We start from the raw sequence: 23,260 nt of genomic DNA on the forward strand, positions 1-23,260 counted from the left end.
GCACTCGATCAGGGCCCATTGGCCCAGCAGCGCATCCCAGGTCAGGGACGGGGCGCCGCGGCCTTGCGGCTGCGCGGCGAGCCCGCCCTCGTACCACTCGTAGAGCCCCGTTTCGGGGTCGTACTCGCCGCACCCGACGCCGAGGAGGCGCGCGACGCCTGCCGACGGCCCGCCCGATTCTGAGCTTTTCCCGGGGCGTCCCCGGTCGCCCAGTACGCGGCGGCGGTCTCACGGTCGGCGGTGATCCACATCATGGCCGTGAGTGCCACATGCCGGAAGCGACCCCACGAAAGATCCGCGCGCAGCTCCTCGTACGTGTCGCCGAGGCACATGCGGTACAGATCGAGTTCCTGCTCGTCGTCGAGCGCGGGCGCCATGTCGGCGCTGCCACCGGCGGCGAGGCGCGCGGCCATGGTCGTGATGCGCTCGATTCGGATGCCGTCCTCGGCCGACGGGTCCTCGATCCGGTACGTCCGCGTCTCCCCGTCCCGGCCCACCACGGGCAGTTCGAGGTAGTCATCGAGGAAGTCGGCGAGCGCCTGAAAGTCGGTCGTCACGACCCCTCCGAGGCGAGCGGGTTGGTGATCGGCAGGAGCGCGCCGTCCCCGGTGAAGGTGACCTCAACCTGATCCAGTGCGGTGTACTCACCGCCGGACGGTGCCCACGTCACCAGGGCGTGCCCCTCGTACGCCTCCGGCAGACCGTTGCGGTCCATGTAGCGGACGTGCACCAGCGACGCCGACCCGTACGCGAAGCTGGCGAGGCGCAGCGCCTCGTGTACCGCGTTGTAGGTCTTGGCCGTGTCGACGATCTTGCGGTTGATCGTGACCGACAGTTCCCAGCTCTGGCCGGTCTTGGTGTTCCCGGCCCAACCGTCGCTGTCGTAGTCGCTGCTGTCCTCGATGTTGGGTTCGGCGGCCGGCTGAAATTCCGTGACTCCCGGGCACAGCTTCCAGTCCGGGGTAGAGGTCGTACCGACGTTGACCTCAAGCCGCCACCTGCGCGCAAGCGCGGTCACTGCGGGTTCGACAGGGGTACTCATGGTGGTGCTCCTACTCGTAAGCGTTGGTGCCCGGCCTGGTGGTCCGGGCGTAGTAGTTGGCCGTCAGCTCCATGCGGCCGTTGCTGTCCAAGCCGAGCTGCGCCTCGGACTGGCGCCACATCAGGGCCACTTGGACGGTCCGCAGGTGGAATCCCTCACGGCCATGCAAGAGGTCGCACACGGCGTCGGCCAGGCCGTAGACCTCGCGGGGGTCGCGGCCAGCACGCATCCGCACCTGCACGGCCGTGACCGCGTCCGTGCCGCCCGTGTCCTCGACCGAGTACGGCGTCAGGCAGATGACCCGATCCGGCGCCGCGGGCATCACGCCGAGGACAATCGCCGTGCCCTCGGTGGGGTACGGCTCATCCGGGGGCCCATACGTACCGAGACCCTGCTCGTCGAGCAGTTCGGCCAGACCCTCGGCGACGTCGGCTGTGTAGCTCACCGGAGTGACCGCCGCAGCTGCGCCGCGATGATCCGGCCGACCGCCGCGGCCTCGGCCGACATCGGCTGTTCCAGGTACTTCGCGGTCCGCCCTGCGTCGTGCCGGTAGTCCATCTCCTCGTGCTGACGGACGGCGTACGGGGTGTCATAGGCGACTGCGGCCGTGAGCTGCTGCTCGTCGACCGTCGCCGTGCTGGATCGTTCGAGGGTGCCCTCTTCGATCGGTACCCGCTCGCGGCTGGCCTGAAGAACGTGTTCGGCGCCGAGCCGGAGCCCGCGGGCTGCACCCTCGCGGGTTCCTCGGATCACCTGCTCGCCGTTCCACGTCAGTCGTGCACGTTGCGTCATTCGCAGAACACCTCCGTCGACTGCGGCACAGGTAGGCCCGGCGCGGTGTGTGGGGCGATGTGCAGCGCGGTTGTGATGCGGCCGGACGGCAGCGTGATCCGGGACTGTGGCGGGCAGTCGAGCCCTGGCTCGGCGATGATCTGTGCGGTGGATGTGACCTCGGCGCCGGTCCGGTCCCGCACGGTCCGTACGGTCTCGGAGACAAGCGCGGCCATGGGGGCGTCCGGCGGCCAGTAGACCGGCCCGACTGGTCCGTCTCCCCGGTACCGCTGGACGGTAATGCGGTGCGGCATCAGCCACGATGGGGCCCTCACCAGATCACCCCCGGCAGCAATCCGGCGCGGGCCAGAGTTCGTTGTGCGCGCGGTCCGACGTCGACCGCCACACCGACGGGCCCGCCCTTGCGGCCAGACATGCTCACGGGGCCGATGCTCACGGAGTCCCATTGGCCGGCCGCTCCGGTGTCGTCTCCGCCCTGTGCGGTCACGTACTCGACCTGCGCGCACGTGGCGTTGGCGAGCGCGGCCACGATCGCGGGTTCGGTCGGCATGCCGTCGGCGTCGGTGTCGTAGACCGCGGTGAGTAGGGCGTCGTCCACATCCTCAGACGCGCGGGTCAGCAGCCGGGCGGCGTCCGCCGGGGCGGGTTGCCCCGTGTACTCCGCCAGCTGCTCGGGAGTGGCGTACACACGGGGCATCGGTCACCCCTTCGGCTTGGGCTTCGACGGCGGACGCCCCGCGGGCTTGGCTTGCGGGGCGCTCTCGGTCTGCTCGTTGGGCTCGGTCGGGGCCGGTTTGTGGTGGCGGCGCAACAGCACGGCGGCGTACTCCTCTCTGATCAGGTGGTGGCGAGGGTGCCGATGCACACACCCTTGTCGTCCAGCCTCTTCACGGCGTAGTGCACGGTGGTGGCGATGACGGTGGTGCGCTTGAGAATGTCGCGGTCGGTCTCGACCAGCGGGCGCCGCTTGTACAGCAGCCCCAGACTGTTGCGCTTGAGCAGCATGAACGTGCCAGCGGCGATCCGGTTGGTGATGATCACGGGCAGTCCGGCGATGACGCCAATCTGCCCCGTCGTCACGGGGGTCTGAGCGCCCAGCTTGGACGCGTCGATGAACCGCTCGTCGGCGTACGCGTCGGCCAGCTGCGCCGAGTTGAGGAAGATTCCGGCGAACTCCGCCGGATCCCACTCGTCGCCGAATGCTGCGATCGCGGGAACAACCGCATCGTTCCACGTGAACAGGGTCTTCCCGGCGGCGGTGGTGATCCTGTACGGGTTCCCTCCGCCCTGCGCGGTCTCGTTGGCCTGCGCCTGCGCAATCAGGGCCGCGTCGACCTTCCGGGCCGCGAGAATGCCGAACTGCCGATGGGCCTCAGCGTTCGCGTCGCCGAGCGCGGTCAGAACGGCGGTGTCGGTCAGCTCGACCGCCTTACCGGCCTCCTTGATGGTGGCCTTGTCCGACGTCTGGTTCATGGCGGTGGTGCCCATGGCCACGGCCTCGGTGAGGTCGTCGAGTTCGCCGAGCGCGGTCCACTTGGGGAAGTTGATCGTGTCACCGGGCTGGCCGGTCAGGGTGTTGTCGGTGAGGACAGCGGACGATGCGCCAACGCGCACGGCGCCGGTGAACTTCGCCTGCGCCATGTCGCCCCAGACTTCGGGGACGATCAGGTTCGCGGCCTTGGTCTCAGCCATGGGTACTCCTCGGGGTTATCCGGCGAGGCGCCGGTAGGTGTCGGGGTCGGTCTGGAACAGCTCGGCGCGCTGGGCGTAGCCCATGGCGGCGAACTGTGCGGGGGTGACGCCTCCGGCCTGGGTGCCGGTGAAGTCGGCGCCGCCGCGGGGCGGTCCGGCCGGCGCGCCGCCGAGCTTGGGGTTTGCCTGCACTGCGGCCTTGATGGCGGCGGTAATGGCGTCGGTGTCGCTCGGGTCGGTGTCGGCGAGCGAGGCCGCGAACGCCCGGGAGTCGAGCAGGGCGTCAGGGTCGGCCCCGGCGGCACGCGCGGTGCGGTACACCGCAAGTTCGACCGCGGTCTGTCGGGCCTGAGCCTGCGACTCGGTGAGCTGCTGCGTCAGCTGCGCGGGGTCCGTCGGAGTGTCGCCCGGCACCAGACCGAGCACCTTGCCGATCTCCTGCGCAAACTGCGAGCGTGCGTCGTCGGCTGCCTGCTGCTTCGCCGTGACACGGGTCTTCCCCGCCTCCTTGCGGGCGGCGGCAAGGTCCGATTCGAGTCGGGCGATCGTCGCGGCCGGGTCCTGCCCGTCACCGGTCGTGGCGGCCGGGTTGGTGCTCGGCGGCGCGGTGGTCGCCGGATCCTGCCCGGTCCCCGTGGGGTCGCCCTGCTGCCCGGTGTCCCCGGTTCCGGTGCTGGTCGTGGTCTCGCTCATGGGTTGCCCTCCTGGGGCGTCCGGCCCGCTCCTGGCGGGCGTGGGCATGCAGAAGGGGCCCGCTCCTGGCGGGCCCCGGGGTGGTGCGGTCTGTGGTGCGCCTACTCGGCGCGGGCGTCGTCGGCGGTGAGCGGGCGGGCGCGGGCGTACCCGCGGACCCATGCCGAGCGCAGCAGAGACGTGCGCGGATACGGGCATACGGTCGGAAGGTCGCCGCGGCGCCCAGCCTCGGCCCCCTCGCCTACGGCCCGTGTGACGTCCTCGCGCGTCCCCATGGTCACCTCTTGTTCTGGTGGTCCGACTCGTTCTTACGGGCGCCCTCGGCCCAGCGCTGCCGCTCGCCGGTCGCCTTCTCAATGAACTCAGCCTGCGTCAACCGGCCGTGCTTCGCCCACCATTCGCGCAACTCGTCGGAAGCACGGGCGTGCGCAATACGAGCGGGCCCGCTGAACAGAGACATGGGGTCGATGCCGTCGACCTGCGCGCGCTTGTTGAGTAGGTACCCGCGGCAGGCCTCTTCGGCGTCGAGATACTGCCGGTAGACATACTCGGCGTACATCTCGCGCGCCTTGGCCCTGGTGATCCGGTCGCGCGCTTCGGTGCCGCGCTCCTCGGCGGCCTTGACCGCGGCGGCCAACTCGTCCGCGAACTTCGCATCGTTGGCGAGTGCGCCCCACTCCTCCGGCTCCGGCAGGGGGGCGAGTGCATCGTCAACCGCGGCCCGGTCGGCGAGCATGTTCGCCACGGCGTCACCGGTTGCGGCTGCGGCCGGCAGCGGGTCGGGCGGGTAGCGGCGGTCCAGCTCGGCCGCGATTCGGCCGCGGTCGGCGTCGTCGAGCGAGGCGGCCCGCATGGCGGTGCCCATTTCCTCGTCGGTCATCTCGCGCATGGTCGCGGCGTCGCCGGAGCGTACGCGGGCGGCCTGTACGTACGGGCTGCTGGGCACAGCAGCGGGCTTCGGTAGGTTGCTGGCCCCGGGCTGCTCGCGGGCGCGGAGACGGCGCAGGTCCGGGTTTGCGGCAAGGTGGTCACGCATGGCGCCCTGCCACTGCCTGACCTTGGCGTTCGCGGCGCGGGTGGCCTCGGGCGTGGTCGCTGCGGCGGCGCGGTTCTTGTACTTCCTGATGGCGCGCTCAATGGCGCGCTGTCGCTGCCCGGCCTCGTACCCCTCGGGGTCGCTGCCCCCGTGCGCGGGCGGGCGGGTGATGCCCGGTGTGTACGCGGCGACGCTGTGACGGCAGTTCGGATGTTGGAGCCCTGCCCGGCGTGCTTCGTCGAGCGTCCCGGCGACGTGCACGGGCACCTGCTCGCCGTCCTGGGTCGCGTGCTCGGCCTTGACCGTGCGGGCACCGTCCGGGCCGCTGATCGCGAGAATCTGCGACTCCCACGGGCGGCAGAGCGGGCACTCGCGCGGAGCGTTACTGACGATGACCAGCTCGACGCCGGCCGTCTCCAGCGTCCGCATGTGGCTCTCGGTCGCCGCTCGGGCCACCCCGGTACGGACGGCCATTTCGGCGTAGGAGGTGAGTTTCCAGCGGCGGCCGGCGCGGTCGGTGAAGCTGGTGATTCCCTCGTCCGCCCATCGCTGCATGGCGTCCTGCGTGGCCTGGCGGCGGGTGCCGATACCAAGAAGCGGTGTCGCGGCCACCTGCGCCACGATCGCCCGGAAGCGGTCGACGATGGTCCGCAGAATGCTGCGGTGGGTGTCGGTGACGCGGTCGACGGTCTGCTGTGCGAGGCGGTCGACGGCTTGCGCCTGCGGGGTGATGTCGTCGACCAGCCGGCGGGCGTCGTCAGACAGTGCGCCGAGTTCGGCGACTCCGGCGCGGTGGCCGACGTTGTACGCCTCGGCCGTCACGTTGAAGACTTCCAGCGTGACGGCCTGGCCGAGTTCGTCGACTACGCCCTGAGACGCGCGGCGCAGTGCCGAGACTGCGCTCAGCTTCCGTTCGGCCCACTGCGGCGAGTCATACCCGCCCTCCAACTGCCTCGCGATGATGCCGAGTAGGCGTTCCTCGGCAGCGGCGTACAGGTCACGTGTACCGGCGGCGAGGTCTTCAACCATGCCCGGGTGAAACGGCACCCCCCACCCCCTGTTTGCCTCTAACCTAGAAACCGGGGCGCTTCAATTGCCGTGCTCCGCTTCGAGGGGAGGCAGAATGTCGAAATATCAAGAGGAAGATGGAGAAGTGAATGAACTCATTGAGTTGCTGGAGTCATTTAAAGATCAAGTGGGTCGTGACGAGTTTGGGTGGAATCCCCAAGATAAGGCCCTTGGTCGTCTTTCCGAAGTCGCCGCCACTGTGGCTGTAGGGATGGCGTTGACGCCCTTCCTACAGTCTGTTGCTACTCATTTTGGTGAGAAGTTCGCGGGTGCGATCGAAAGCGGTACGCGCAGCGCACTGCGGGCATTTCTTCGTCGAGAATTGCCCGGCAATTCGAGTGGGAATCCTGAATCGCCGCAGCCGGTCAATCTACGCAGTGAGCGGGGATGGGTTGTGACGGTTCATGCTGACCTTCCAGCCGAGGCCATCGCTCATTTGCTTGCCCTTGATCGAGCGCTCGTCCCGGAATTGCTTGATTCCCCTGTTCCTCGAATCGAATGGAGTAGGGATTGGCAACGTTGGATTCTCTTGGGAGCTATCCCGCAAGGCGTCGGCATGTACGGCTGGAACCGAGAAACGAACGCTTGGGACAAGATTCACTAGATTTCTACCCGAAAGGAAATGATCCGGCCGGGTCGGGCGCCGCTGCGCCGGTCTCGGCAAGGATCGCGGCGGCCTCGGCCTGGACTTCGGAATCGTCCCAATCGGGGTGCAGGATCTTGACCTTGGTGGCGGCCGAGACGGCTCCGGCCCGGTTGAGTAGGTCGAGCGTGGTTGCCTGTGCCTGCTCGGACTCGGCCACTCCGTCCCCGAAATCGACGCGCGGCCGGTCCGGGATGATCGTCGCTCCGAACAGTGCCTTGTCGAGTAGCAGCATCACGTGCAGCATGTCGGCGAGTGGGTATCGCCAATACCCCACCTTCTTCTTTCGCGTGACCATGCTGCGGTCCTTGCGGGCGTCCACTTCGGTCGCGGTGACCGCGGCCGCGCCAGCATCGAGCCCGAAGCTCTGCGCTGAGTATCCGGCGGACTGTGCGGCCTGGCGGGTGATCGCCTCGGCCGTTCGCTGGTGTTCCTCGACCCTGATCAGGAACTGAGACAGCGTGATGCCGCTGCCCGCATCGTTCGGGGGCATGTTGACGGGTGACCACACTTCGCGGTCGTCGTCGAAAGCCGCGCCGTGGCCTGGGCCTTCGTCGCGCAGGTATCCGGCCGGCACGATCAGCCGAGCGCGGGCCAGTCGGATATCGCGGAGCCACGACGTCCATGTCTCGTCGAGCGACGCGAACAGGTCGTGTAGCGGGGCTGCATAGTCGCTGCGGCCGAGCGGTGACCCGCGGTGCAGCCGGTTCGGGTGCTGGTTCGGCACGTAGGCGGCGGTGAGCTGCGGGATACCGGTGCTGATCGTCTGCCCGTCGCCGTCGGCGTCGAGCGAGGCCGCGATATCGGCTGTCTCGGGGTGCTCGGTGAGCGGCACGGCCCGGCCAAGGTTGTCCTTGGTGCCTTCAAACAGGGCGTGCCGGATGGCCTCGGGCTCGTGTCGTTCGAGATGCCGGTAGATGGTATCCGTCGATGCCCCGTCCAGCTCGCGCCAGAACGTGACGGCGCGCAGCATTCCGTATGACCATTCAGGAATGGCGGCGTCTGGCTGTACGACGGTGAGGATCGGGGCGGCGGCGACGGTGCGGTCCCATGTGACACGCAGATATACCCCGCTGAGCGCGGCGGCCTGCTCGGCACCCGACAGCAGCGCGGAGTGCACGCGGCCGTGCTCGATCAGGTCGGTGAGCCGGTCCTGAGTGGCGGTGTCGGCGAGGGTGATCATGGGCATGTCCGCGAACAGCAGATCTGCGCTGGTCGACGCGATATCGCCCGGCAGCGGAACGTGCAGGCGCTGATCGCGGCGCGGTGTGTGGTCAAGGCTGCGGCGTCCCCACAGTGACCGGCGCTGCTCCCGTTCCGTGGCGTGGGTGTACAGGCGGGCGAGGCGGCGCCGGTCACCGGCGTACCAAGCGTCATCCGTACGGATCTCGGCATAGTGTGCGGCCATCTGCGGCGGCGGCCACGGCGCCCCGTTCGCGGGCATGGTCATGCTGCGGTCGCCTCCTCGGTGGTCGGCATGGTGAGTAGGTGCCGCCATTCATGGGCGGTGGAGTGGACGGCGTACCTGAGCGCGTCGACCGAGTGATCGTTGAGCTTCACTGGCTTGTCCTCGCCCTTCTCGGCGGCCTTCTCGTCCCACACGTATCCGGGTAGCTCGTCGAGCAGGCCGGTGCATGACCGGTGGATGCGGAGCCGGTCTGCGGCGAGGGCGGATGCCACGGACCGGATTCCGTCGGCAACGTCGTTGGTGGCGCGGGCAATGCCCGGGTATCCGTCAGACCAGAGTTGCGTAATAAGGCTGGCGGCGGACGGGTCGATGAACGTCCACTCGGGCCGAATGCCCTGCTCAGTCACCCACTCGCGAATGGCGGCGGAGTATTGCGCGTCGGTCATCTGCCGCTGCGCCTGGCGGGAGTCGTGGCGCCACTCTGCGCACGCGTACAGCCGGTCGTCGACACCGAGACCGAGCAGGATCACGGACGTCGCATTGACCGTGCCGTAGTCCACGCCGATCCAGTACCGGCGTATCTCCGGCAGTTCGTCGACGACGTGCGTTGCCTCGTCGTACGCCTCGTAGATGGCGCCCTCGGCCATGACCCACAAGCCCAAGACGTTCCGCTTGTAGAACAGCCCTCGGTACGACGACTTGGTGCGCGCCTTGTACCCGTCGGACAAGCCCGGGTTGTCGTCCATGACGAAGTGCCAGGACCGTAGCCGGGTCTCGCGCGGACGGAGTAGGTATTCCTTGCGGGCCCAGTGGTTCGGGTTGTCCGGGTTGGTCGTCCCGAAGATCTTCGAGCCCTCGATCGAGCAGCGGGCGTTGAGCTGGTCGTAGAACGTCCTGGGGAGCGTGGTCAGCTCGTCGACGTACGCCCCGGCGCAGGTGAGGCCGCGGACCTTCGGTTCGGCCTGGGCGTCGTTGGCGCCAAGCGTGTGCACGGTGCGGCCGAGCACGTGCGCGGTGGGGGCGCCGTTGGTGTACGTGATGTCGCGGGCGAGCGGCCCGAAGATGCTCGGGTCTGTGAGCGGCCCGAACACGTTCCGGGCGAGCGAATCCCTCGTCCGGCCGACCATGACCAGTTCGCCACCCTCGGGCCGGTCGGCCACGAAGTCGAGCCAGCGAAGCAGTGAGGCGATCGTCTTGCCGGAGCGAACCGAGCCTTCCCAGATGTTCTGAAAGGCGCGGGCCTCCATGATGGAGTCGATCTGCTTCGGGGAGAGGGCGAGGCTACTGCCCATCGGCGGCGGCCTCCGATTCCTCCTCGGCCTCTGCGGGCGGGCCACCGTGGCGGGCCGCGTAGTCCCTGGCGAGACCGGCCATCAAGTCGCCGATCACGCTGCGCCCCTGCTCGCCGGGGTCGGTCTTCGGCGGTACCAGCTTGAGGGAGCGGTCGAGCGCGGCCCCGGCGGTGGCCATCATGGTGCGCCGGTCGGCCGGCGTCGGCTCGGGCTGCATGCGCTCGGCGTACGAGTGCATGGATCCGCCCCACTCGAAATAGAGCTGCGGCTGTGTCATGCGCCCGATCTCGCGCTCGGCAACGGCATGCAGGGTGGCGGCCAGTTCGGTACGCCGTGCGTCAAGGTCCGCTTTGCGTACGGCTGTGGCCGTGGCTACCTCGGCGGCGCGGTCGAAGGTAAGCCCCATGTCTGCGGCAAGCTTCGAGACTGTGCTCGGCGAGCGCTTGATCTTCCTGGCGATGTCGTTGCGGGTCATGCCCGCGGCGTGGTGGCGGCGTACCGCTCGCCGGTCTGTCTCAGTGATGGGTCGGCCCATGGGTACGCGTCACCTCCTCGCCGCGGTGGTCTGTGTCCGGGCATGCGAAACGCCCCGTCGCGGTGAGGGAGCGACGGGGCGTTCGTGGTGGTCGGCTTGAGCCGCTGTGCGCGGGTGCTGCCGTTTCCGGTGGCAGACGACCATCCGTTTCCGGGCATGCCGGGGTCGCCCTGATTAGATCACAGATCGATAACGGCGGGCAATGTCACTTCGGGCAGAGGGTCTTGCGCAGTGCCTCGTTCAGTGCCTTGCCCTGCGCGTCTGTCAACGGCCGGGCATCATTCCCGAACCGCTGCGCTGCTGCCCAATCGGCCTTGGGGCTCGTGATCGAAGCGCACTGGTTGCGCCCGGCGTCGATCGCCTTCTCCTCGTCCACGATGATCTGCGGGTCAACAGCCGCGATCGCGTCTAGGTACGCGTCGCGGGCGTCCCCGGTCGGGGCTGGCGGGATACCCGCAGCCTTCTCAGCGGCCGAATGGTCGACGGTTGGGGCGCTCGCCTTTGGCGCGGCTGGCTTCGCGTCGTCCTCGGCCGAGCAGGCAGTCAGGGCGAGCAGCGCGGCGGCGGCGAGCAGGACAGCAGCGGGTCTCACGATGGCACTCTCCGTACGTAGGTCTGTGCTCTGTGAGACAGGCGAGGCGCCCGGAGGGTTGTGGTGGCTCCCGCGCGCAACGTTCGGGCCGTCCGGTCGTACGGCTGCGCCCCGCCGTGTCGTACAGCGGGGCGCAGCGTGTCGTACGGGTGCTGCTTGGTGTCATACGGCCTGGTCAGTGGCCTGCCGGGCATCGTACGGGGCGAGTTGGTGGGCGGTGATCTGTGGCACGGTGCCGGGCGGGTAACCGCCGAGTTCCCATGCTGCGTAGTACGCGTTTGCCAGCATGTAGAGGGCCTGTCGTACGGCGTCGGATGCGGTGCAGCCGGTACGCATAATGACGGCGAGATCGTCGCGCATGCCTTCGTCCTGGACGCGCACGGATAGCGGTTTGCCGACTGCGGGGATGGTCGGGGCCTTGGTCTGGGTAGGCTTCTTGTCAGCCATGGTCGGGGGTGCTTCCCGTCTGTGGTGAGGGCCCGTTCGCGATGTGGAGTCGTGGGCGGGCCCGCTTGCGTGTGGGACTACTGGGCGTCGCGCTCGGCGTGGTAGACGGCGCCGGCGTCGTGGCCTTCATCGCCTTCCCACACGAAGATGCGGGCGCGGCGGTCGCGGTCGCCGGTTCCGGCGAGCAGGCGCTCGGCGAGCTGGGCAAGGGTGGCCGGCGCGGCGTCGTCCTCGCCGTGTTCGCGGTCGAGCCATGTGCCGTCGGTATCCTGCGTGTCGATACGCCAGGAGAATCGGCGGCCTGCGGCGATGGCTGCGATGCCCTCGGCAAGGCGGTGCATGGTTTCGTCGGTGGTGGGCTGGGGCTTGTGTTCGCGGATGATGCGGCGGACGTAGGACGTGGTCACGCCGAGTGCGGCGGCGATGGTGGCGGTGTCGGTGCCGGCCGCAGCTTCGCGGGCGATGATGCCGGGGGTGCCGAGCTTGATCGCTTCGGCGGCGCGGCGGATTGTGCCGGCCTCGGCGAGGGTGATGCGGTCGGTGACGTCGGCGGCGAGCGTGGCCCGCTGCTCGTCCGTGACGGCGTAGGTGTAGTCCGCGGCGAGGGTGGCGAGGGTGGTCGTTGTGGGGGCGTTCTTGACGGCGGCTACCTCCTGATCGTGGGCGGCGAGGAGGGTGAGCAGCGCCTCTTGCATGCGACTGGTGGGCTTCTGGTTGTCGTTGCTCATGGTGTCCTTTCAGCGTGCCGCGAAAAGCGCGCCTTGTGCGGGCGCGGGGTGGCCGATGATGACGAGTTGTTGTGCGCCGTAGACGTAGGCGGGCGCGGTCGGGGTGGTACGGCGGGGGCGTGCGGGGGCCGGTGTTGGGGCGGCCGGAGCGTCGGCGAGGTGCTGCTCGGCGACGGTGGCGGCCTCGGTGCGGTCGCGCTGCTCGGCCTTGGCGCAGGATCGGCAGAGTTTCCAGCCGCGGACGGCGGCGAAGATCGCGTTGCGGCCTCCGGCGGGGCGTCCGCAGTAGAGGGTGCGGGTTCCGGGGCGGCGGTAGTGGCCGGTGGCCTGGTGTGCTGCGCCTTGCACGGCGTGGGTGTCCATGGGGGTGCTCCCGTGGTGTGGGCAAGGTGTGGAGCCTTGCGGTACTAGGTACCGTAGTTGAGCGGTACCGAGTACCGCAAGTGGGCAGAGTAAAGGGGCGCCGGCCAACTTCCGGCGCCCCTCGGGTGGTTCATCGCTGCGCAGACTCCAGCGCCACGTACAACCCGACCAGGTCGGCCCCCGCCCATACCCGCCGGCCGCGGTCGAGCAGCACGGGCGCGGTGCACGCCGAGCCGGTCGAGCAGACCACTGTGGCGGCCATGGGGTCGCCGCTGCGGGTGTGGGCGGTGAGGTGGCCTCGGCAGTACGGGCACGACCGGTCAAGCGCGGTCGGGCGCCCGTCGCGGCCGAGTGCGGTCTCAACGCGGGTACGGGCGCGGCGGGCGACGGCGGCGAGGTCGTCGATCACGAGCGGCGACAGGGGGGTGAAGAGGTCGCCGACCTGCTCGCCGAGTGCGCGGCCTTCGAGCCAGCACGCGGCCCAGTGGAGGCCGTAGGCGCGGCTGCCGGGGGAGGTGGGGGCGGGGTAGTGCCAGCGGGCGGGGTCGTCGCGGTCGGCCTGGTCCTCGCGCATGACCGTGCGGGGCGGGAAGCTGCGCAGTGCTACGCGGCGGCGGCGAACGGGGCGCTGGAAGGCGGCGGCGATGACGTCGCACGACTCAAACAGGGCCTGCTCCACGCTGATCGCGGCGTCCAGGGCGCCGAGGTTGAGCGGGGCGGGGTGCTCGCGGAGCACGAGCGGAAGTCGGCCGACGGCCGGTTCGTCGGCCTCCTCGGCAACGGCTCCGAGTGCGCGGGAGTCGCGGGGCGGCCACTCAGCGCGGGGCGGCCGGCCGATCGCGGCGAGGAGGTCGCCCCACTGCTCGCGGACGGCTCGGAGGTCGTATGCGGCGATGGTGGCGGTGGCGTCGGGTGCGGTGTGGGTGGTCACGGGCGCGGCTCCTCAGCAATGGTGGGCTGCTCGGCGAGAGCGGCGATCGTCGGGCAGGGGTAAGGAACGGGCGAGTTGTCGGTGCTGCCGTTGCCGTATCCAGAGCAGTCAACGCAGATGCTGCGGCCGTTGTGGTCGACAGGGGCATGCAGGGCCCGCACGCGTTCGATGGCGGCTTTGGCCTGCTCGGCTCGGGCCTCGGCGTCGGCGATCTTCGATTGCTGCTGCTCCCACAAGGAGTCGGTCCAGTCGAGTACCCGCTCGGCGGCGCGGCGCTTCTTGGCGGCAAGGGCCTCGGCGTTGCGGCGGTAGCGGTCGGCGGTGGCGGCCCGGCGGCGGGCGGACTGCCATGCGGACCGGTACCGGTCGGCGGCGGCCATGTACCGGGCGCCGAGTTCGGTGGTGGTCTTGGCGCGGGCGTGGGCTTCCTGCTGGTCGGCGCGGCGGAGGGTACGGGCACGCTGGCCGGCCTGCTCGGGGGTCCATCCGTAGTGCATGCCGATGTGTGACCAGACGTCGGCCCACTGCCGGGCGTCACGGATGCTGGCGAGGGTCGCCTCGGCGCGCTGCCGCTTATCCGGGCTGGGGATCTCGAACATGACGGGGCGGTCGTCGCCATCGGCGGCTTGGCGTACGGCTTGCGCTGCGGTGGCTGTGCGGATGGTGGCGGGCAACCGGCGTTCCCATCCGTCGGCCATGCTGCGGATGCTGGAGAGGCGCTGCTCGGCCTGCTCGGCGCGGGCTGCCAGCTGGTGCACGGTGTCGGCGAGGCTCGGCCAGTCCGGGGCGCCGCACGCGTTGCGAATGTCGGTGAGCCAATGGGAGTGGCGGGCGGTGCGCTCCTCCTCCACGGCGAGGGCCTGCTCAGCCTCGGCGACCGCGGCCGTCGACTTGGCCAGCTCGGCGCGGATGCCGGGGACGAGTGCGGCGAGACCCTGCTCGATGGTGGCAAGGGCCTGCTCGGGGGTGGTGGTCACGGCTGCGGCTCCGGGGTGATCAGGTGGGCGGTTTGCTCGGCGAGGAAAGCCCGGATGCGGGCGGCGCGGTCGGGGCGGCGCAGTTCCTCAACGGTGCGGTACATGTCCAGCTGTCCGAGGTAGTCCGCGGCCTGCTGCTCGGCTTCGCGGATGGCGTCGTGCGCGGCGGCAAGCTGGGCGGCCTGGCGCTGAATGGCGGTCTGCTGCCCGCCCACGGTGCGGCGCAAGTCGTCGGAGTCACGCAACTCGGCCTCAACGTGGGCGCGCAGCAGCGGGCGTTCGGCATCGGTGATGACGCCTCGGTCGACGCGGGACAGGAGGTGTGCGAGGACGTCGCGGCGGGCTTCGCGCTCGGCGGTACGGCGGCGCCGGTCGGCCATGGTGCGGCGTGCCATCAGACGCGCTCCCATGTCGTCGTGGCCTTCTCGATGTGGCCGGTGGCACTACCGCCGCTGCATGCCATGTGGTTGCCCCAGAAGGTGACGCGGGCGCGGGCGGCGCCGGGCTTGGCGTACGGGCCTTCGTACTCGGTCCACTGCTGTCCGGTGCGGTTGGTGAAGTGGATGACGGCGCGGTAGACGTCGCCGTTGCGGTCGGCTCCGATGTTGCGGGCCATGGTGGCTCCCGACGGTCGGGGGCGCCGCGTGGTGGCGGCGCCCCGGGGGTGGGTCAGGTGGTCAGTGCTGGCACTGGGAGCTGTGGCACTGGTGGGTGTGGCACCACTCGGGGTCGCGCTGCTCAGCCTCGGTGGCCCGGATGGTGACGGGCGGGAGTGCGGCGAGGATGCGGCGGTGTCGGCGGGCGGCGAGGCGTTCGCGGTACGTCATCGGCCGGCCTCCTGCGCGTGGTACGCGTCGGACCGGGCAATGTGGGTGTCGGTGCGGCGGACGCGGGTGCCGTTGTGGCTGGTGCACAGCTGTCCGATGGGGGCCTTGCAGCGGGGGCAGGACACGGCAAGCTGTGTGAAGCGGTAGGCGGGCTGCTCGGCGGCCGGGGCCGCGGGCTGCTCCTCGGGCTGCGGGTCGAACAGGGTCGCGCGGGCGTCGAGCAGGCGGGCGATGGTGTTCATGCCGGTGACGGCGGCGGTGCGGCTGCGGTCACCGGTCGCGCGCATCTCCGTGTTGCGCTGGGTGGCGTGCTCGCGGGCAGCGGCGGCGAGTTGGCGGGTATGGGCGGCGAGCAGCACGCGGGCGGCGGCCTCGGCGCTGGCGGGGGTGTGCTGGGCCGGGTCGAGCAGGGCGTCACGGAGGGCGGCCACCATGTCGCCGCGGTTGAAGGTGATGTTGTCGCGCTGCTCGCGGATGATCTCGGCGGCGGGGCGCTCGGCGCCGTCGGTGGCCATGCGGCGCAGCAGCTCGGCGGCGTCCCCGCGGCCCGGGTCGCATTCGTAGTCCTGCGGCAGTGCGCTGATCGCGTCGGCGCCTTCGGCCAGCACGATAACGCGATGGCGGGCGAGGTAGTCGGCAGCGATCTGCGGGGCGCGGCGCTCGTGGGCGAGGTCGTCGACCAGTTCGGCGAGCAGCTGCTCGGCGGGGTGCGGGGTGTGGTTCACGGTGGTGTTCCTGTCTCGTGTGGAGTCGAGCGAGGGGAAGCGGCGCGGGTGCTCGCGCGCGCGGTGCGGGCGGCGACCGGACGTCGGCGCCCGGGGTTAGAACGGGGGCTCGTCGCCGTATCCGCCGCTGCTGGGCTGCTGCGTGGCCCACGGGTCGTTCTGGGGCTGCTGGGCGCCGTATCCGCCGCTGCTGGGCTGCTGCTGGCGCTGCGCCGAGCCCTGGTTGCCGTTGGTCCGGGTGACGGCGGCAGTCGCGGACTTGAGCGACGGGCCGATCTCCTCGGCCTCGATCTCGTAGACGGTGCGCTTGATGCCCTCGCGGTCTTCGTAGGAGCGCTGCTTGAGAGCGCCGCGGACGATGACGCGCATGCCGCGGGCGAGGCTGCCGGCCGCGTTCTCGCCGAGCGACCGCCATGCGGTGACGGTGAGGAACAGCGCGTCGCCGTCCTTCCACTCGTTCGTGGACTTGTCGAAAGTCCTCGGCGTGCTGGCGATGCGGAACTTCGCGACCGCGTGGCCGGCCGGGGTGAAGCGGAGTTCGGGGTCGTCGACCAAGTTGCCGACGATCGTGATCAGGGTTTCGCCTGCCATCAGGCGGCCTGCCTTTCGGTGGTGGTGGGGTGGAGCTGGATTACGGGCGCGGTACGGCGGCGGTGGCATGCGCGGCACTGGCGGTGTCCGGCGGGCGTCACGTAGGTGTTCGCGGCGTCGTACGGGTGGCCGTGGGGGCAGTGCGTAGCGCGGGCGGCGCGGGCGGTGGGGCCGGTGCTGCGGAGCGTGTTGACGCGGTGGGTGACGGGCTCGGTGTGGTCCGGGCGGACACAGGCGCGGTTGCGGCAGAGGTGGTCGAGTTCCAGGCCGGCCGGTATCTCGCCGAGCAGCTGCTCGTACGACCAGCGGTGAGCGCCGATGACGCGACCGGCGTACTTGAATCCGCCGTAGCCGCGGTTGTTGAGTCCGGCGGTCCAGGTCCAGCAGCGGCCGGGGGCCTGCCGGTGGAGGGAGACGGGGCCGTCGAAACGGACGCGGGACCAGTAGCGCCATGCGGCGGTGGGGCGGGGCCGGGCCATGGGCGGGTCCTTTCTGGTCTGAGCGCGGGGCTCTCAGTTCGAGCGTGCATGCACTTCGATCGTGCGTGAATGAAACATAGCGTGCAGGGGGGTGTGCTGGCTACCTGCGGCGCACCCCCCTGCGGCGGGGCTATGCGCCTTCCAGGGGCCGTTCGGCGGCGCGGTGGTCGCGGAGTGCGGCGAGCAGGATTTCGCGGCGCCTGGCAGCTTCCAGGGGGTGTGTCGGGTAGGGCACGTAGCCCGGGTCCTCGCGCATGGCGCGGGCCTGGCCGAACGTGCCGTCAGGGACGGCTTCCGCAGCCTGCGCAGCGGTGAGGCGGGGCGTCATCGCTGGCTACCGGTGATGTGGCGGGCGGTGGCCTGGCCGGTGGCGGCGCGGGCGATCGGCGGGCGCCGCATGATGCGGTCCATGGCATCGTGCTCGGCCGCGGCCTCGATGGCGCGGGCGGTGACGTTCCGGGCGAGCTGCTGCTCGTAGTCGGCGCGGTGCCGCTGCTCGCGCTCCTCGGCGGCGGCCTGGTCCCGCTCGGCGCGTTCCCGTGCGGCAAGTTCGGCGGGGCCGTCGAACTCGCGCCAGGTACGCCACTTGAACCCCTTGGCCTCCTCAACGATCACGTACCCGCCCTGATTGACGAATGTAGTGATCATGCGGTCGCGGGCCTTGCGGTCGGTCGTGGTCCGGGTGGCCGGCCGGTCGGGGCGGGCGTCCCATGACGCGGTGATGCGCCACGTACGGCCACCGCGGGTGCGGTCGCCGCTGTTGGCCTTCCGCTTGTACGTGCGGCTGGGGTGCTTGGTGTTGCGGTTCATGCGGCCTGCTCCTGTCGGGCGGTGGCGGCGCGCTGCTCGGCCTCGGCGACGATCGCGGCGGTGCGCGGGTTACCGCCGACCGATCCGGACCATGCGGCATGGCCAGGCAGGGCATACAGCTGGTCGCTCAGGTCGGGGTACCGGGCGACCAACTTCTTTCGGCGGGCGTTGTCGGCGCGGGCGGCACGGTGAGCGTCTTTCATGTGCCGGATCAAGTCGCCCTGCTGGCGCATCGCTTGAACGTCGTCTTCCGTGATGCCCTGGGGCGCGGGGGCGATGGCGCGTACGGGGGTGGGCGGGCGCTGTCCGGTGCTGACGGCGTGGTTGTCGGCGAGCAGCGCGGCCCGGTAGGCAGAGATGTCGTCGGGGTCGACGTGGGGGTGTTCGTTGGGCTCGAACGTGCCGGTGTGGCGGCGTAGCAGGTCAGCCTTGAAGGCGTGCCACGGACGGCTGACGTCGGATGCCTTGATCGGGAAGGGCGACGTGGCGATGTGCTTGCGGACGGCGTGGGCCGCGTTCCAGTCGTGGCCGTCGGGGTGGGTGGCCTTGGCTTCGACGTCTTCGAGGACTTCGGCCCATGCGTCGAGACGTTCGAGAATGGCGTCTTCGTCGGTGGGGGCGCGGTTGGGGTCGAGCTTGTCGGCGTAGGCCAGCAGCATGGCGACGTGCGTGCGGATCATGCGTGGTTCTCCTGTTCGAGGGCGGCGGCCATGACTGCGGCAGCACGGGCAGCGCGGCCGAGCGGGCGGGGGCCGGTCGGGGCGGCGGGGGCGGCAAAGGGGATGACGTTGGCTCCGGGGCCGGCCGTGTGCTGGGCGGGGACGGTTCCGGGGGCGGGGAGCGCGGGGAGCGACTGCCAGGCGCGCAGGAAGTACCGGGCGTGGCTGACGGGCTTCTTGGCCGCAGCGCGGGCGGCGACGGTGGCGAGCATGTCGGTGCCGGAGCGCTTCAGCATGGCGTCGATGCGGAGCCATTCGCCGGGCGTGAGATCCCATGCGACGTAGATCTGTGAGGCGGTGATCTTGTCGACCAGCTCAACGGCGAAGTCGGGGGCGATGGACGACGGCGGGCCGTCTTCCCTCACACCTTCATTCACTCCCTCACTCTTGGGTGAGTGATGGGTACCGGATTCCCGACCACAAGCGTCCGGGAATTCCGACCACAAACCGTTTTCGGGCTCTATGGGTTGTGTCCGGGATTCCCGACCGGTAGCGGGCGGTGTTGTGTCCGGGATTCCCGACCGCTGATTCGTTGTGTCCGGGATTCCCGACCGCTGGGCGGGGGCGGTTTGTGTCCGGGATTCCCGACCGCTACGGACGTAGTTGACGGCTCCGGGGATGCAGTAGCGGGCGGCCCGCGACCCGGCCCCGGGCTGGTCGATGACCAGTTCGCCGGAAGCAAGAGCGGCAGTGACGGCATCCCTTGCGGTGGACTTGGCCGCGGTGTTCAGCCTGGCCATGATCTCGGCCGTGCCCATGGTGGCCGTGGCGTCCAGGCCGGTGATGGCGTCGGCGATGGCGAGCATGAGTAGCCGCGTGTTGCCGCGGGACCGGGACCGGGTCCATACCCAGTCCTGCGCGTCGAGCGTCAAGGTGACTCCTGTGCGGGTGGGGCGCCCGGGGCGAGGGGCGGTGGGCTCGTCCTCGCCCCGGGGCGTGCGGGGGTTACTGCGGGGTGGCGAGAGTGGCGGCGAACTGGGCGAGCAGCCCGGCGCGTTCGGCTGCTCGGCCGATGCAGGCGGGGCACCACTTCAGCCCCGGCGGCGGTTCGGCCGGCAGTGGGTCGAGAATCACCGGGTCGCTGTCGCGGTGGGCCCATCCGGCGGCGTTGCACTCGCCGGACCGGCCGGGAAACTTGCCGTCCTCGCGCATGATGTGGAGGCGGCGGACCTGGGCGGCGCGGTGGCCGGAGCGGCTGTTGTAGCCGCGGTAGAACGCCCTCACGGCTGCTCCCGGGTGGTGTAGGGGCGGGTCCGGCTCGGCTGGTGCTCCTCGCACCGCGGGCCGCATACGTACGGGCGGGTCGGGAGCGCGCGGCACTGGGGGTTGCCGTGGCCGCACGGGCGCGGCGGTCGGACGGCGCGGAGGTTGACCGCGAGTTGTCCGGCGACCGGATCGGCCGGCGGGGTGTCCAGGTGGCGGCGGGCCCGGTCGAGTCGGGCGGCGGCGGTCACGCGGCGGCCCGCCGGGCGTGGCTGGCTTCGTCCTGGCACGTGCCGCAGTACGCCCGGCCGTTGGGGAGGTAGCGGCGGTGCCCGGCGACGGCGTGGCCTCGGGCGCACTCGGTAATGGACGTACGGCGCCCCAGGATGGTGCCAAGCTCGGCCCGCTCGCGGGTGCGGTCCTGCTCGTCCTCCTGGTGCTCCGGGGCGACGCACCACGCGGCTCCACAGCCGGGCTTGACGTACCCGACCGGGTCACGGCCGGTGCGGATGCGGTACGCAACCGGCCGGGCCATGATGGTGCGGCTCTGATGCGTCATGACCGGGGTGACACCCGAGGCGAGGCGGCCAGTCCACTGCATGTGGCCGTCTTCGGCCGGCCGGGCGAACGTTGCCCACTTCTCGTCGATGGTGAGGGTGCAGCGGCGGGGCGGCGGCAGGGTGGCCGGGCCAATGCCGAGCAGGCGCCGGTACCGGGCCGGGGTGGTCTTGTCGAGCCCCAGCTCGGCGGCGATGGCGCGGTTGGTGGCGCCGCTTTCCAGTAGCGCGATCAAGCGGTTGCGGGTGGCGTCGTCGATTGCGGTCATCGGAGGGCCTCCGCGCGGGCCTCGGCGGTGGCAGCGGCCTCGGCCTGGTCCAGCTCGGCATTCGAGATGCCCGCTTCGGCCTGCGTCAACTCCCACAGCAGATCCGCAACGGTGTGGTGGTAGTCGCTGGTGGCTGCGGCGGCGATGGTGCGGCGGGTGGTGTCGAGCAGCTGCTCGACCTCAACCAGCCGTGCGGCCAGGGCAAGCATGTCGGCGGCGAGGAGACGGCCGACAGCAGCGCCGCTGTACCCGCTGCGGTGCACGCCTGCGGCGGCGGCCACGGTGTCCGTGACCAGCATGGCGGCGGCGGGGGTGACGGTGCCGAGCTGGGCAGTGATCGCGGCCCGCTCGTCCGGGGTCATCAGGGCGATGCTCATGGTGTCCTTCCCGGGGCCCGCCCACGCGGAGCGGGCCCCACGGGGTCTACTCGGCGGCGGGCTGCTCAGCGGCGGGAAGCGCGGGCGGCGAGTCCGTACTGATCTGGCCGGCCCGGATCGCCTGCGCGGCCAACTCGCGGCCGTCGAGCGGCTGCGACTTGCTCGTGCGGGTGAACAACCACCGGAAATACGCCTTGCGGGTCGGCCGGATCGCAACCCCGGGCACGTCGTGCACGACACCGGATTCGGGGTCGGCGTACTCGGCCACGTTGGCGGCGGTCACAGCAGCCAGCACCCGATCCGCGAACGCGCCATCTACGACGGTTTCCGTGCGAGCAGGAACGATTTTGAAACTCCACTGGTCCGGGTATGTGTCCCGCACCCATGCGTGGAACGCCTCGCGGTCGGTTACCTGCGCCTCGGTCTCACCTCCGACACGGGTGACGGTGGCGAATTTGGTCTCGCCGTCCGGCAGGGTGACGTCTGCCTTCGTGCTCTTGGTGGCCGTGTACTGCTGTGCGAGCAGTGCGGTGGCGTCGGTGTCGACTTCGGCGAACATGGCCTTGGCGCGGTCGAGCTGGGCGGCCATGGCCTGCCGGTGGCGGAGTATGGCGGCGAGGTACGCCGGATCCGGCGCCTGCGGTTTCTGGTCGACGTCGGTCACTGGGCACCCCCGGCGGCCTCGATGCGCTCGCGGAACGTGTTGAGCTGCTGCGCGGTGGCCTGCTCGATCGGCAGGCCGTAGACCAGCTCGAAATCGGCGTCCAGGGTGGGGAGCTGGGCGCGGGACGCGGCGAGCCTGAGCGCCTGCTCGGCGGCCTCGGCGTCGGCGCTGGCGTCCCTCGTCAGGTCCGACGCGGATGCCTGCGGGTGTCGGGCGGCCGTCCGCTTCTGCTCGGCCACGGCGTCAAGCCGGGCGAGGTAGTCGGCCGGCGCCCCGGCCTTGACTGCGGCGGCCCGCACCTTGGCGAACTCCTGCGGGGTGGAAGCGGCGGTGGCCTCGGCGATGAAGTCGCGGCCCGGTCCCTGCCGTGCGGGCTGCTGCTGCGGGCCGGGCTCGGCGCGGTCGATGCGCCGCTCCTGCCGTTGGTTCTGCTGCTGGCTGCCCTGTTGCCGCTGCTGGGCCCTGCGCTGCTGCTGGTTCGCACGCTCGGCGCGGTGCTCCTCGGAGGGCTCCGGGTGCTGGCGGTCGCCGTCATCGATGCTGCGACCGTCGACAGGCAGCATGAACAGCGTGAACAGCAAGTACTTCAGGGCCGCGCTCTGCGCCTTGTTCGTGCTCTTGTCTGCAAAGTCGAATGCCTCGCCCGGCACGTCGGCAACCAGGCAGTCACCCGCGGGCCCGTACACCCGATACCGCATGGTGATCAGGGTTCGGGTCATCTTTCCGTCGCGCTGGGTCTGGTGGTCGGCGATCGTCGGGAGGATGAACACGCCATGCGTTCGCAGTGGACCGGCCATGGCCGACATCACGTCGTCGATACCGCGGAACTTGTAGTTCTGCTGCTCGTTCCGCTGGTTCTTCCCGACGGGCATCGCGTCGCGCATTACGGCGGCAATCGCAGTGAATACCCGGGGCGTGTCAACGGGGGTGCCGTCCGGGGCAGGCACGTAGGCGACGTCAGGGGCCCGGACAGGCGTGGGACCAAGCGGCGCGGTCGGGTTGGGGTGTAGCGCGGTCACGGTCACGGGGTGGCCTTTCGGGTGTGGCGGATGTGTCCGGCAAGGCGGGTCAGCTGACCGGCGAGCGTGATTGCGGTGTCCGGCGACAGCTGCGGGTCGAGCACGCACTCGGCGGGCAACTCGTCGAGCAGCAACTCGCGGGTGCCGTCGGCCTCGGCGGCACGGATCGCACGCTCGTAGTCCGGCGCGGTGTCGTCGGTCACGGCGTGGTCCAGGCGGCGCACCGACTCGGCGTGCGCGCGCAGCAGCGTGCTGAGCAGCGACGGGTTCGCGGTGTACGCGGTCGCCAGTTCGTCGAGCAGCGGGGCGAGCAGCTGGTCACGGATCGGGAGGCGCACGGCGTCCCCGTCGGCGGTGAGGGTCGGCCGGATCATCGGGTCACCTCGGCGGTGTTGATGTCGAGCGCGGCCGGCGCGGTCGGGGTGTCCGGGGTGAGGTGTCCGGTGCGGACGTCGTACCGCTGCGGGGTCGACCAATCGGCGCGGGGGTACATGTGGCGCAGCAGTCGGACGGCGGCCATACGCGCATCGTGGCCAGTGGTGACCGGCTGGATGAGGTCGTTGAGCAGCACCGCCCACGTGCGGGGCTGGTCGTCGATGGTGACGGGCACGGTGTGGACCTCGGCCGTCCCGGGGGCGATCTGGTCGAGCTGGCGGGTGATCGCGCCGGTGCGGGCGAGGTGCTGGCGGGCGCTGCGGGCGCCGTAGATGGCGAGCGCGGCGCGAAGCGGGCGGCGGGTAGTCTGCGGGTTCACGGGTCGTGTCTCCTCACGGGTCGTGGT

The 23,260-nt window shown here is 70.6% G+C and carries 38 protein-coding genes; 1 reads left to right on the forward strand and 37 read right to left on the reverse strand.

Annotated features, from left to right (window positions below; translation table 11 throughout):
• Window positions 1–41: 41 nt before the first annotated feature.
• From OG520_RS22200 to OG520_RS22245, 10 genes are all read right to left on the reverse strand, one after another.
• The gene (locus OG520_RS22200; RefSeq protein ID WP_406014323.1) at window positions 42–557 is read right to left on the reverse strand and encodes a hypothetical protein; all 516 of its coding nucleotides are present in this window, start codon (window positions 555–557) and stop codon (window positions 42–44) included.
• Entirely contained in the window at window positions 554–1,042 is a 489-nt protein-coding gene (locus tag OG520_RS22205; RefSeq protein WP_406014324.1) for a phage tail tube protein, read from the reverse strand. The genes OG520_RS22200 and OG520_RS22205 overlap by 4 nt, the downstream gene beginning before the upstream one ends.
• A 10-nt stretch (window positions 1,043–1,052) precedes the next feature.
• Window positions 1,053–1,487 (reverse strand): minor capsid protein, encoded by a 435-nt coding sequence (locus OG520_RS22210; protein ID WP_406014325.1) that lies wholly within the window; start codon window positions 1,485–1,487, stop codon window positions 1,053–1,055.
• Window positions 1,484–1,834, reverse strand: a complete 351-nt coding sequence (locus OG520_RS22215; protein WP_406014326.1) for a minor capsid protein — start codon at window positions 1,832–1,834, stop codon at window positions 1,484–1,486. The genes OG520_RS22210 and OG520_RS22215 overlap by 4 nt, the downstream gene beginning before the upstream one ends.
• Window positions 1,831–2,127, reverse strand: coding sequence for a hypothetical protein (locus OG520_RS22220; protein WP_406014327.1), 297 nt, complete (start codon window positions 2,125–2,127; stop codon window positions 1,831–1,833). The genes OG520_RS22215 and OG520_RS22220 overlap by 4 nt, the downstream gene beginning before the upstream one ends.
• 17 nt (window positions 2,128–2,144) lie before the next feature.
• Window positions 2,145–2,531 (reverse strand): hypothetical protein, encoded by a 387-nt coding sequence (locus tag OG520_RS22225; protein WP_406014328.1) that lies wholly within the window; start codon window positions 2,529–2,531, stop codon window positions 2,145–2,147.
• 140 nt (window positions 2,532–2,671) lie between these two features.
• On the reverse strand, window positions 2,672–3,526 hold the full coding sequence (locus tag OG520_RS22230; protein ID WP_406014329.1) for a N4-gp56 family major capsid protein: 855 nt from the start codon (window positions 3,524–3,526) through the stop codon (window positions 2,672–2,674).
• Between the two features lie 15 nt (window positions 3,527–3,541).
• Window positions 3,542–4,219: a hypothetical protein gene (locus OG520_RS22235; protein WP_406014330.1), complete on the reverse strand. Its 678-nt coding sequence runs from the start codon at window positions 4,217–4,219 to the stop codon at window positions 3,542–3,544.
• 101 nt (window positions 4,220–4,320) lie between these two features.
• The gene (locus tag OG520_RS22240) at window positions 4,321–4,494 is read right to left on the reverse strand and encodes an Rmf/CrpP fold protein (RefSeq protein WP_406014331.1); all 174 of its coding nucleotides are present in this window, start codon (window positions 4,492–4,494) and stop codon (window positions 4,321–4,323) included.
• Between the two features lie 2 nt (window positions 4,495–4,496).
• Window positions 4,497–6,284: a phage minor capsid protein gene (locus tag OG520_RS22245; RefSeq protein ID WP_406014332.1), complete on the reverse strand. Its 1,788-nt coding sequence runs from the start codon at window positions 6,282–6,284 to the stop codon at window positions 4,497–4,499.
• Window positions 6,285–6,378: 94 nt separating this feature from the next.
• Here OG520_RS22245 and OG520_RS22250 point away from each other — a divergent pair, with 94 nt between their 5' ends.
• Window positions 6,379–6,927 (forward strand): hypothetical protein, encoded by a 549-nt coding sequence (locus OG520_RS22250; RefSeq protein ID WP_406014333.1) that lies wholly within the window; start codon window positions 6,379–6,381, stop codon window positions 6,925–6,927.
• Window positions 6,928–6,931: 4 nt separating this feature from the next.
• Here the strand turns inward: OG520_RS22250 and OG520_RS22255 are convergent, their stop codons facing one another.
• From OG520_RS22255 to OG520_RS22385, 27 genes are all read right to left on the reverse strand, one after another.
• On the reverse strand, window positions 6,932–8,416 hold the full coding sequence (locus tag OG520_RS22255; protein WP_406014334.1) for a phage portal protein: 1,485 nt from the start codon (window positions 8,414–8,416) through the stop codon (window positions 6,932–6,934).
• Window positions 8,413–9,666: a PBSX family phage terminase large subunit gene (locus OG520_RS22260; protein WP_406014335.1), complete on the reverse strand. Its 1,254-nt coding sequence runs from the start codon at window positions 9,664–9,666 to the stop codon at window positions 8,413–8,415. Before OG520_RS22260 ends, OG520_RS22255 begins: the two co-directional genes overlap by 4 nt.
• Window positions 9,656–10,141 (reverse strand): helix-turn-helix domain-containing protein, encoded by a 486-nt coding sequence (locus OG520_RS22265; protein WP_406014336.1) that lies wholly within the window; start codon window positions 10,139–10,141, stop codon window positions 9,656–9,658. Before OG520_RS22265 ends, OG520_RS22260 begins: the two co-directional genes overlap by 11 nt.
• 265 nt (window positions 10,142–10,406) lie before the next feature.
• Window positions 10,407–10,793, reverse strand: coding sequence for a hypothetical protein (locus tag OG520_RS22270; protein ID WP_406014337.1), 387 nt, complete (start codon window positions 10,791–10,793; stop codon window positions 10,407–10,409).
• Between the two features lie 162 nt (window positions 10,794–10,955).
• Window positions 10,956–11,240, reverse strand: a complete 285-nt coding sequence (locus OG520_RS22275; protein ID WP_406014338.1) for a hypothetical protein — start codon at window positions 11,238–11,240, stop codon at window positions 10,956–10,958.
• Between the two features lie 77 nt (window positions 11,241–11,317).
• Window positions 11,318–11,968 carry a hypothetical protein gene (locus OG520_RS22280; protein ID WP_406014339.1) on the reverse strand — a complete coding sequence of 217 codons (651 nt, stop codon included), beginning with the start codon at window positions 11,966–11,968 and terminating at the stop codon, window positions 11,318–11,320.
• Window positions 11,969–11,977: 9 nt separating this feature from the next.
• Window positions 11,978–12,331, reverse strand: a complete 354-nt coding sequence (locus OG520_RS22285) for a hypothetical protein (RefSeq protein ID WP_406014340.1) — start codon at window positions 12,329–12,331, stop codon at window positions 11,978–11,980.
• A 130-nt stretch (window positions 12,332–12,461) separates the two neighbouring features.
• Window positions 12,462–13,262 carry a hypothetical protein gene (locus OG520_RS22290; protein WP_406014341.1) on the reverse strand — a complete coding sequence of 267 codons (801 nt, stop codon included), beginning with the start codon at window positions 13,260–13,262 and terminating at the stop codon, window positions 12,462–12,464.
• On the reverse strand, window positions 13,259–14,239 hold the full coding sequence (locus tag OG520_RS22295) for a hypothetical protein (RefSeq protein WP_406014342.1): 981 nt from the start codon (window positions 14,237–14,239) through the stop codon (window positions 13,259–13,261). The genes OG520_RS22290 and OG520_RS22295 overlap by 4 nt, the downstream gene beginning before the upstream one ends.
• Window positions 14,236–14,634, reverse strand: a complete 399-nt coding sequence (locus OG520_RS22300; RefSeq protein ID WP_406014343.1) for a hypothetical protein — start codon at window positions 14,632–14,634, stop codon at window positions 14,236–14,238. Before OG520_RS22300 ends, OG520_RS22295 begins: the two co-directional genes overlap by 4 nt.
• Window positions 14,634–14,855: a hypothetical protein gene (locus OG520_RS22305; RefSeq protein WP_406014344.1), complete on the reverse strand. Its 222-nt coding sequence runs from the start codon at window positions 14,853–14,855 to the stop codon at window positions 14,634–14,636. Before OG520_RS22305 ends, OG520_RS22300 begins: the two co-directional genes overlap by 1 nt.
• A gap of 61 nt (window positions 14,856–14,916) precedes the next feature.
• Window positions 14,917–15,066 carry a hypothetical protein gene (locus OG520_RS22310; RefSeq protein ID WP_406014345.1) on the reverse strand — a complete coding sequence of 50 codons (150 nt, stop codon included), beginning with the start codon at window positions 15,064–15,066 and terminating at the stop codon, window positions 14,917–14,919.
• On the reverse strand, window positions 15,063–15,791 hold the full coding sequence (locus OG520_RS22315; protein WP_406014346.1) for a hypothetical protein: 729 nt from the start codon (window positions 15,789–15,791) through the stop codon (window positions 15,063–15,065). The genes OG520_RS22310 and OG520_RS22315 overlap by 4 nt, the downstream gene beginning before the upstream one ends.
• A gap of 96 nt (window positions 15,792–15,887) precedes the next feature.
• Complete coding sequence (locus OG520_RS22320; protein ID WP_406014347.1) at window positions 15,888–16,382, reverse strand: single-stranded DNA-binding protein; 495 nt, start codon at window positions 16,380–16,382, stop codon at window positions 15,888–15,890.
• A complete protein-coding gene (locus tag OG520_RS22325) occupies window positions 16,382–16,861 on the reverse strand; it encodes an HNH endonuclease signature motif containing protein (protein ID WP_406014348.1) in 480 nt (159 codons plus the stop codon). Before OG520_RS22325 ends, OG520_RS22320 begins: the two co-directional genes overlap by 1 nt.
• Before the next feature lie 130 nt (window positions 16,862–16,991).
• Complete coding sequence (locus OG520_RS22330) at window positions 16,992–17,117, reverse strand: hypothetical protein (protein ID WP_406014349.1); 126 nt, start codon at window positions 17,115–17,117, stop codon at window positions 16,992–16,994.
• A gap of 68 nt (window positions 17,118–17,185) precedes the next feature.
• Window positions 17,186–17,671 (reverse strand): hypothetical protein, encoded by a 486-nt coding sequence (locus OG520_RS22335; protein WP_406014350.1) that lies wholly within the window; start codon window positions 17,669–17,671, stop codon window positions 17,186–17,188.
• On the reverse strand, window positions 17,668–18,351 hold the full coding sequence (locus OG520_RS22340) for a cell surface glycoprotein (protein WP_406014351.1): 684 nt from the start codon (window positions 18,349–18,351) through the stop codon (window positions 17,668–17,670). Before OG520_RS22340 ends, OG520_RS22335 begins: the two co-directional genes overlap by 4 nt.
• A complete protein-coding gene (locus OG520_RS22345; protein ID WP_406014352.1) occupies window positions 18,348–18,755 on the reverse strand; it encodes a hypothetical protein in 408 nt (135 codons plus the stop codon). The genes OG520_RS22340 and OG520_RS22345 overlap by 4 nt, the downstream gene beginning before the upstream one ends.
• Window positions 18,756–19,335: 580 nt before the next feature.
• Window positions 19,336–19,614: a hypothetical protein gene (locus tag OG520_RS22350; protein ID WP_406014353.1), complete on the reverse strand. Its 279-nt coding sequence runs from the start codon at window positions 19,612–19,614 to the stop codon at window positions 19,336–19,338.
• Window positions 19,611–19,844, reverse strand: a complete 234-nt coding sequence (locus OG520_RS22355) for an aromatic ring-opening dioxygenase LigA (protein WP_406014354.1) — start codon at window positions 19,842–19,844, stop codon at window positions 19,611–19,613. Before OG520_RS22355 ends, OG520_RS22350 begins: the two co-directional genes overlap by 4 nt.
• On the reverse strand, window positions 19,841–20,419 hold the full coding sequence (locus tag OG520_RS22360) for a hypothetical protein (protein ID WP_406014355.1): 579 nt from the start codon (window positions 20,417–20,419) through the stop codon (window positions 19,841–19,843). Before OG520_RS22360 ends, OG520_RS22355 begins: the two co-directional genes overlap by 4 nt.
• Complete coding sequence (locus tag OG520_RS22365; protein ID WP_406014356.1) at window positions 20,416–20,796, reverse strand: hypothetical protein; 381 nt, start codon at window positions 20,794–20,796, stop codon at window positions 20,416–20,418. Before OG520_RS22365 ends, OG520_RS22360 begins: the two co-directional genes overlap by 4 nt.
• A gap of 46 nt (window positions 20,797–20,842) precedes the next feature.
• Window positions 20,843–21,460: a hypothetical protein gene (locus OG520_RS22370; RefSeq protein WP_406014357.1), complete on the reverse strand. Its 618-nt coding sequence runs from the start codon at window positions 21,458–21,460 to the stop codon at window positions 20,843–20,845.
• The gene (locus OG520_RS22375; RefSeq protein WP_406014358.1) at window positions 21,457–22,485 is read right to left on the reverse strand and encodes an ERF family protein; all 1,029 of its coding nucleotides are present in this window, start codon (window positions 22,483–22,485) and stop codon (window positions 21,457–21,459) included. Before OG520_RS22375 ends, OG520_RS22370 begins: the two co-directional genes overlap by 4 nt.
• Window positions 22,482–22,853 (reverse strand): hypothetical protein, encoded by a 372-nt coding sequence (locus OG520_RS22380; protein ID WP_406014359.1) that lies wholly within the window; start codon window positions 22,851–22,853, stop codon window positions 22,482–22,484. The genes OG520_RS22375 and OG520_RS22380 overlap by 4 nt, the downstream gene beginning before the upstream one ends.
• Window positions 22,850–23,233, reverse strand: a complete 384-nt coding sequence (locus OG520_RS22385; protein ID WP_406014360.1) for a hypothetical protein — start codon at window positions 23,231–23,233, stop codon at window positions 22,850–22,852. Before OG520_RS22385 ends, OG520_RS22380 begins: the two co-directional genes overlap by 4 nt.
• Window positions 23,234–23,260 lie beyond the last annotated feature (27 nt).

The sequence above is a fragment of the Streptomyces sp. NBC_00984 genome (genome assembly GCF_045162475.1).
Taxonomy (GTDB): Bacteria; Actinomycetota; Actinomycetes; order Streptomycetales; family Streptomycetaceae; genus Streptomyces.

What these genes read in the sequence shown, in the direction of transcription:
- OG520_RS22220 (WP_406014327.1), bottom strand. Translation starts at nt 2,127, where the DNA reads ATGCCGCACCGCATTACCGTCCAGCGGTACCGGGGAGACGGACCAGTC.
- OG520_RS22215 (WP_406014326.1), bottom strand. Translation starts at nt 1,834, where the DNA reads ATGACGCAACGTGCACGACTGACGTGGAACGGCGAGCAGGTGATCCGA.
- OG520_RS22310 (WP_406014345.1), bottom strand. Translation starts at nt 15,066, where the DNA reads ATGACGTACCGCGAACGCCTCGCCGCCCGCCGACACCGCCGCATCCTC.
- OG520_RS22300 (WP_406014343.1), bottom strand. Translation starts at nt 14,634, where the DNA reads ATGGCACGCCGCACCATGGCCGACCGGCGCCGCCGTACCGCCGAGCGC.
- OG520_RS22285 (WP_406014340.1), bottom strand. Translation starts at nt 12,331, where the DNA reads ATGGACACCCACGCCGTGCAAGGCGCAGCACACCAGGCCACCGGCCAC.
- OG520_RS22340 (WP_406014351.1), bottom strand. Translation starts at nt 18,351, where the DNA reads ATGATCCGCACGCACGTCGCCATGCTGCTGGCCTACGCCGACAAGCTC.
- OG520_RS22245 (WP_406014332.1), bottom strand. Translation starts at nt 6,284, where the DNA reads ATGGTTGAAGACCTCGCCGCCGGTACACGTGACCTGTACGCCGCTGCC.
- OG520_RS22330 (WP_406014349.1), bottom strand. Translation starts at nt 17,117, where the DNA reads ATGCGCGAGGACCCGGGCTACGTGCCCTACCCGACACACCCCCTGGAA.
- OG520_RS22205 (WP_406014324.1), bottom strand. Translation starts at nt 1,042, where the DNA reads ATGAGTACCCCTGTCGAACCCGCAGTGACCGCGCTTGCGCGCAGGTGG.
- OG520_RS22305 (WP_406014344.1), bottom strand. Translation starts at nt 14,855, where the DNA reads ATGGCCCGCAACATCGGAGCCGACCGCAACGGCGACGTCTACCGCGCC.
- OG520_RS22240 (WP_406014331.1), bottom strand. Translation starts at nt 4,494, where the DNA reads ATGGGGACGCGCGAGGACGTCACACGGGCCGTAGGCGAGGGGGCCGAG.
- OG520_RS22275 (WP_406014338.1), bottom strand. Translation starts at nt 11,240, where the DNA reads ATGGCTGACAAGAAGCCTACCCAGACCAAGGCCCCGACCATCCCCGCA.
- OG520_RS22365 (WP_406014356.1), bottom strand. Translation starts at nt 20,796, where the DNA reads ATGAGCATCGCCCTGATGACCCCGGACGAGCGGGCCGCGATCACTGCC.
- OG520_RS22280 (WP_406014339.1), bottom strand. Translation starts at nt 11,968, where the DNA reads ATGAGCAACGACAACCAGAAGCCCACCAGTCGCATGCAAGAGGCGCTG.
- OG520_RS22265 (WP_406014336.1), bottom strand. Translation starts at nt 10,141, where the DNA reads ATGACCCGCAACGACATCGCCAGGAAGATCAAGCGCTCGCCGAGCACA.
- OG520_RS22320 (WP_406014347.1), bottom strand. Translation starts at nt 16,382, where the DNA reads ATGGCAGGCGAAACCCTGATCACGATCGTCGGCAACTTGGTCGACGAC.
- OG520_RS22360 (WP_406014355.1), bottom strand. Translation starts at nt 20,419, where the DNA reads ATGACCGCAATCGACGACGCCACCCGCAACCGCTTGATCGCGCTACTG.
- OG520_RS22260 (WP_406014335.1), bottom strand. Translation starts at nt 9,666, where the DNA reads ATGGGCAGTAGCCTCGCCCTCTCCCCGAAGCAGATCGACTCCATCATG.
- OG520_RS22235 (WP_406014330.1), bottom strand. Translation starts at nt 4,219, where the DNA reads ATGAGCGAGACCACGACCAGCACCGGAACCGGGGACACCGGGCAGCAG.
- OG520_RS22335 (WP_406014350.1), bottom strand. Translation starts at nt 17,671, where the DNA reads ATGAACCGCAACACCAAGCACCCCAGCCGCACGTACAAGCGGAAGGCC.
- OG520_RS22255 (WP_406014334.1), bottom strand. Translation starts at nt 8,416, where the DNA reads ATGACCATGCCCGCGAACGGGGCGCCGTGGCCGCCGCCGCAGATGGCC.
- OG520_RS22250 (WP_406014333.1), top strand. Translation starts at nt 6,379, where the DNA reads ATGTCGAAATATCAAGAGGAAGATGGAGAAGTGAATGAACTCATTGAG.
- OG520_RS22380 (WP_406014359.1), bottom strand. Translation starts at nt 22,853, where the DNA reads ATGATCCGGCCGACCCTCACCGCCGACGGGGACGCCGTGCGCCTCCCG.
- OG520_RS22325 (WP_406014348.1), bottom strand. Translation starts at nt 16,861, where the DNA reads ATGGCCCGGCCCCGCCCCACCGCCGCATGGCGCTACTGGTCCCGCGTC.
- OG520_RS22230 (WP_406014329.1), bottom strand. Translation starts at nt 3,526, where the DNA reads ATGGCTGAGACCAAGGCCGCGAACCTGATCGTCCCCGAAGTCTGGGGC.
- OG520_RS22225 (WP_406014328.1), bottom strand. Translation starts at nt 2,531, where the DNA reads ATGCCCCGTGTGTACGCCACTCCCGAGCAGCTGGCGGAGTACACGGGG.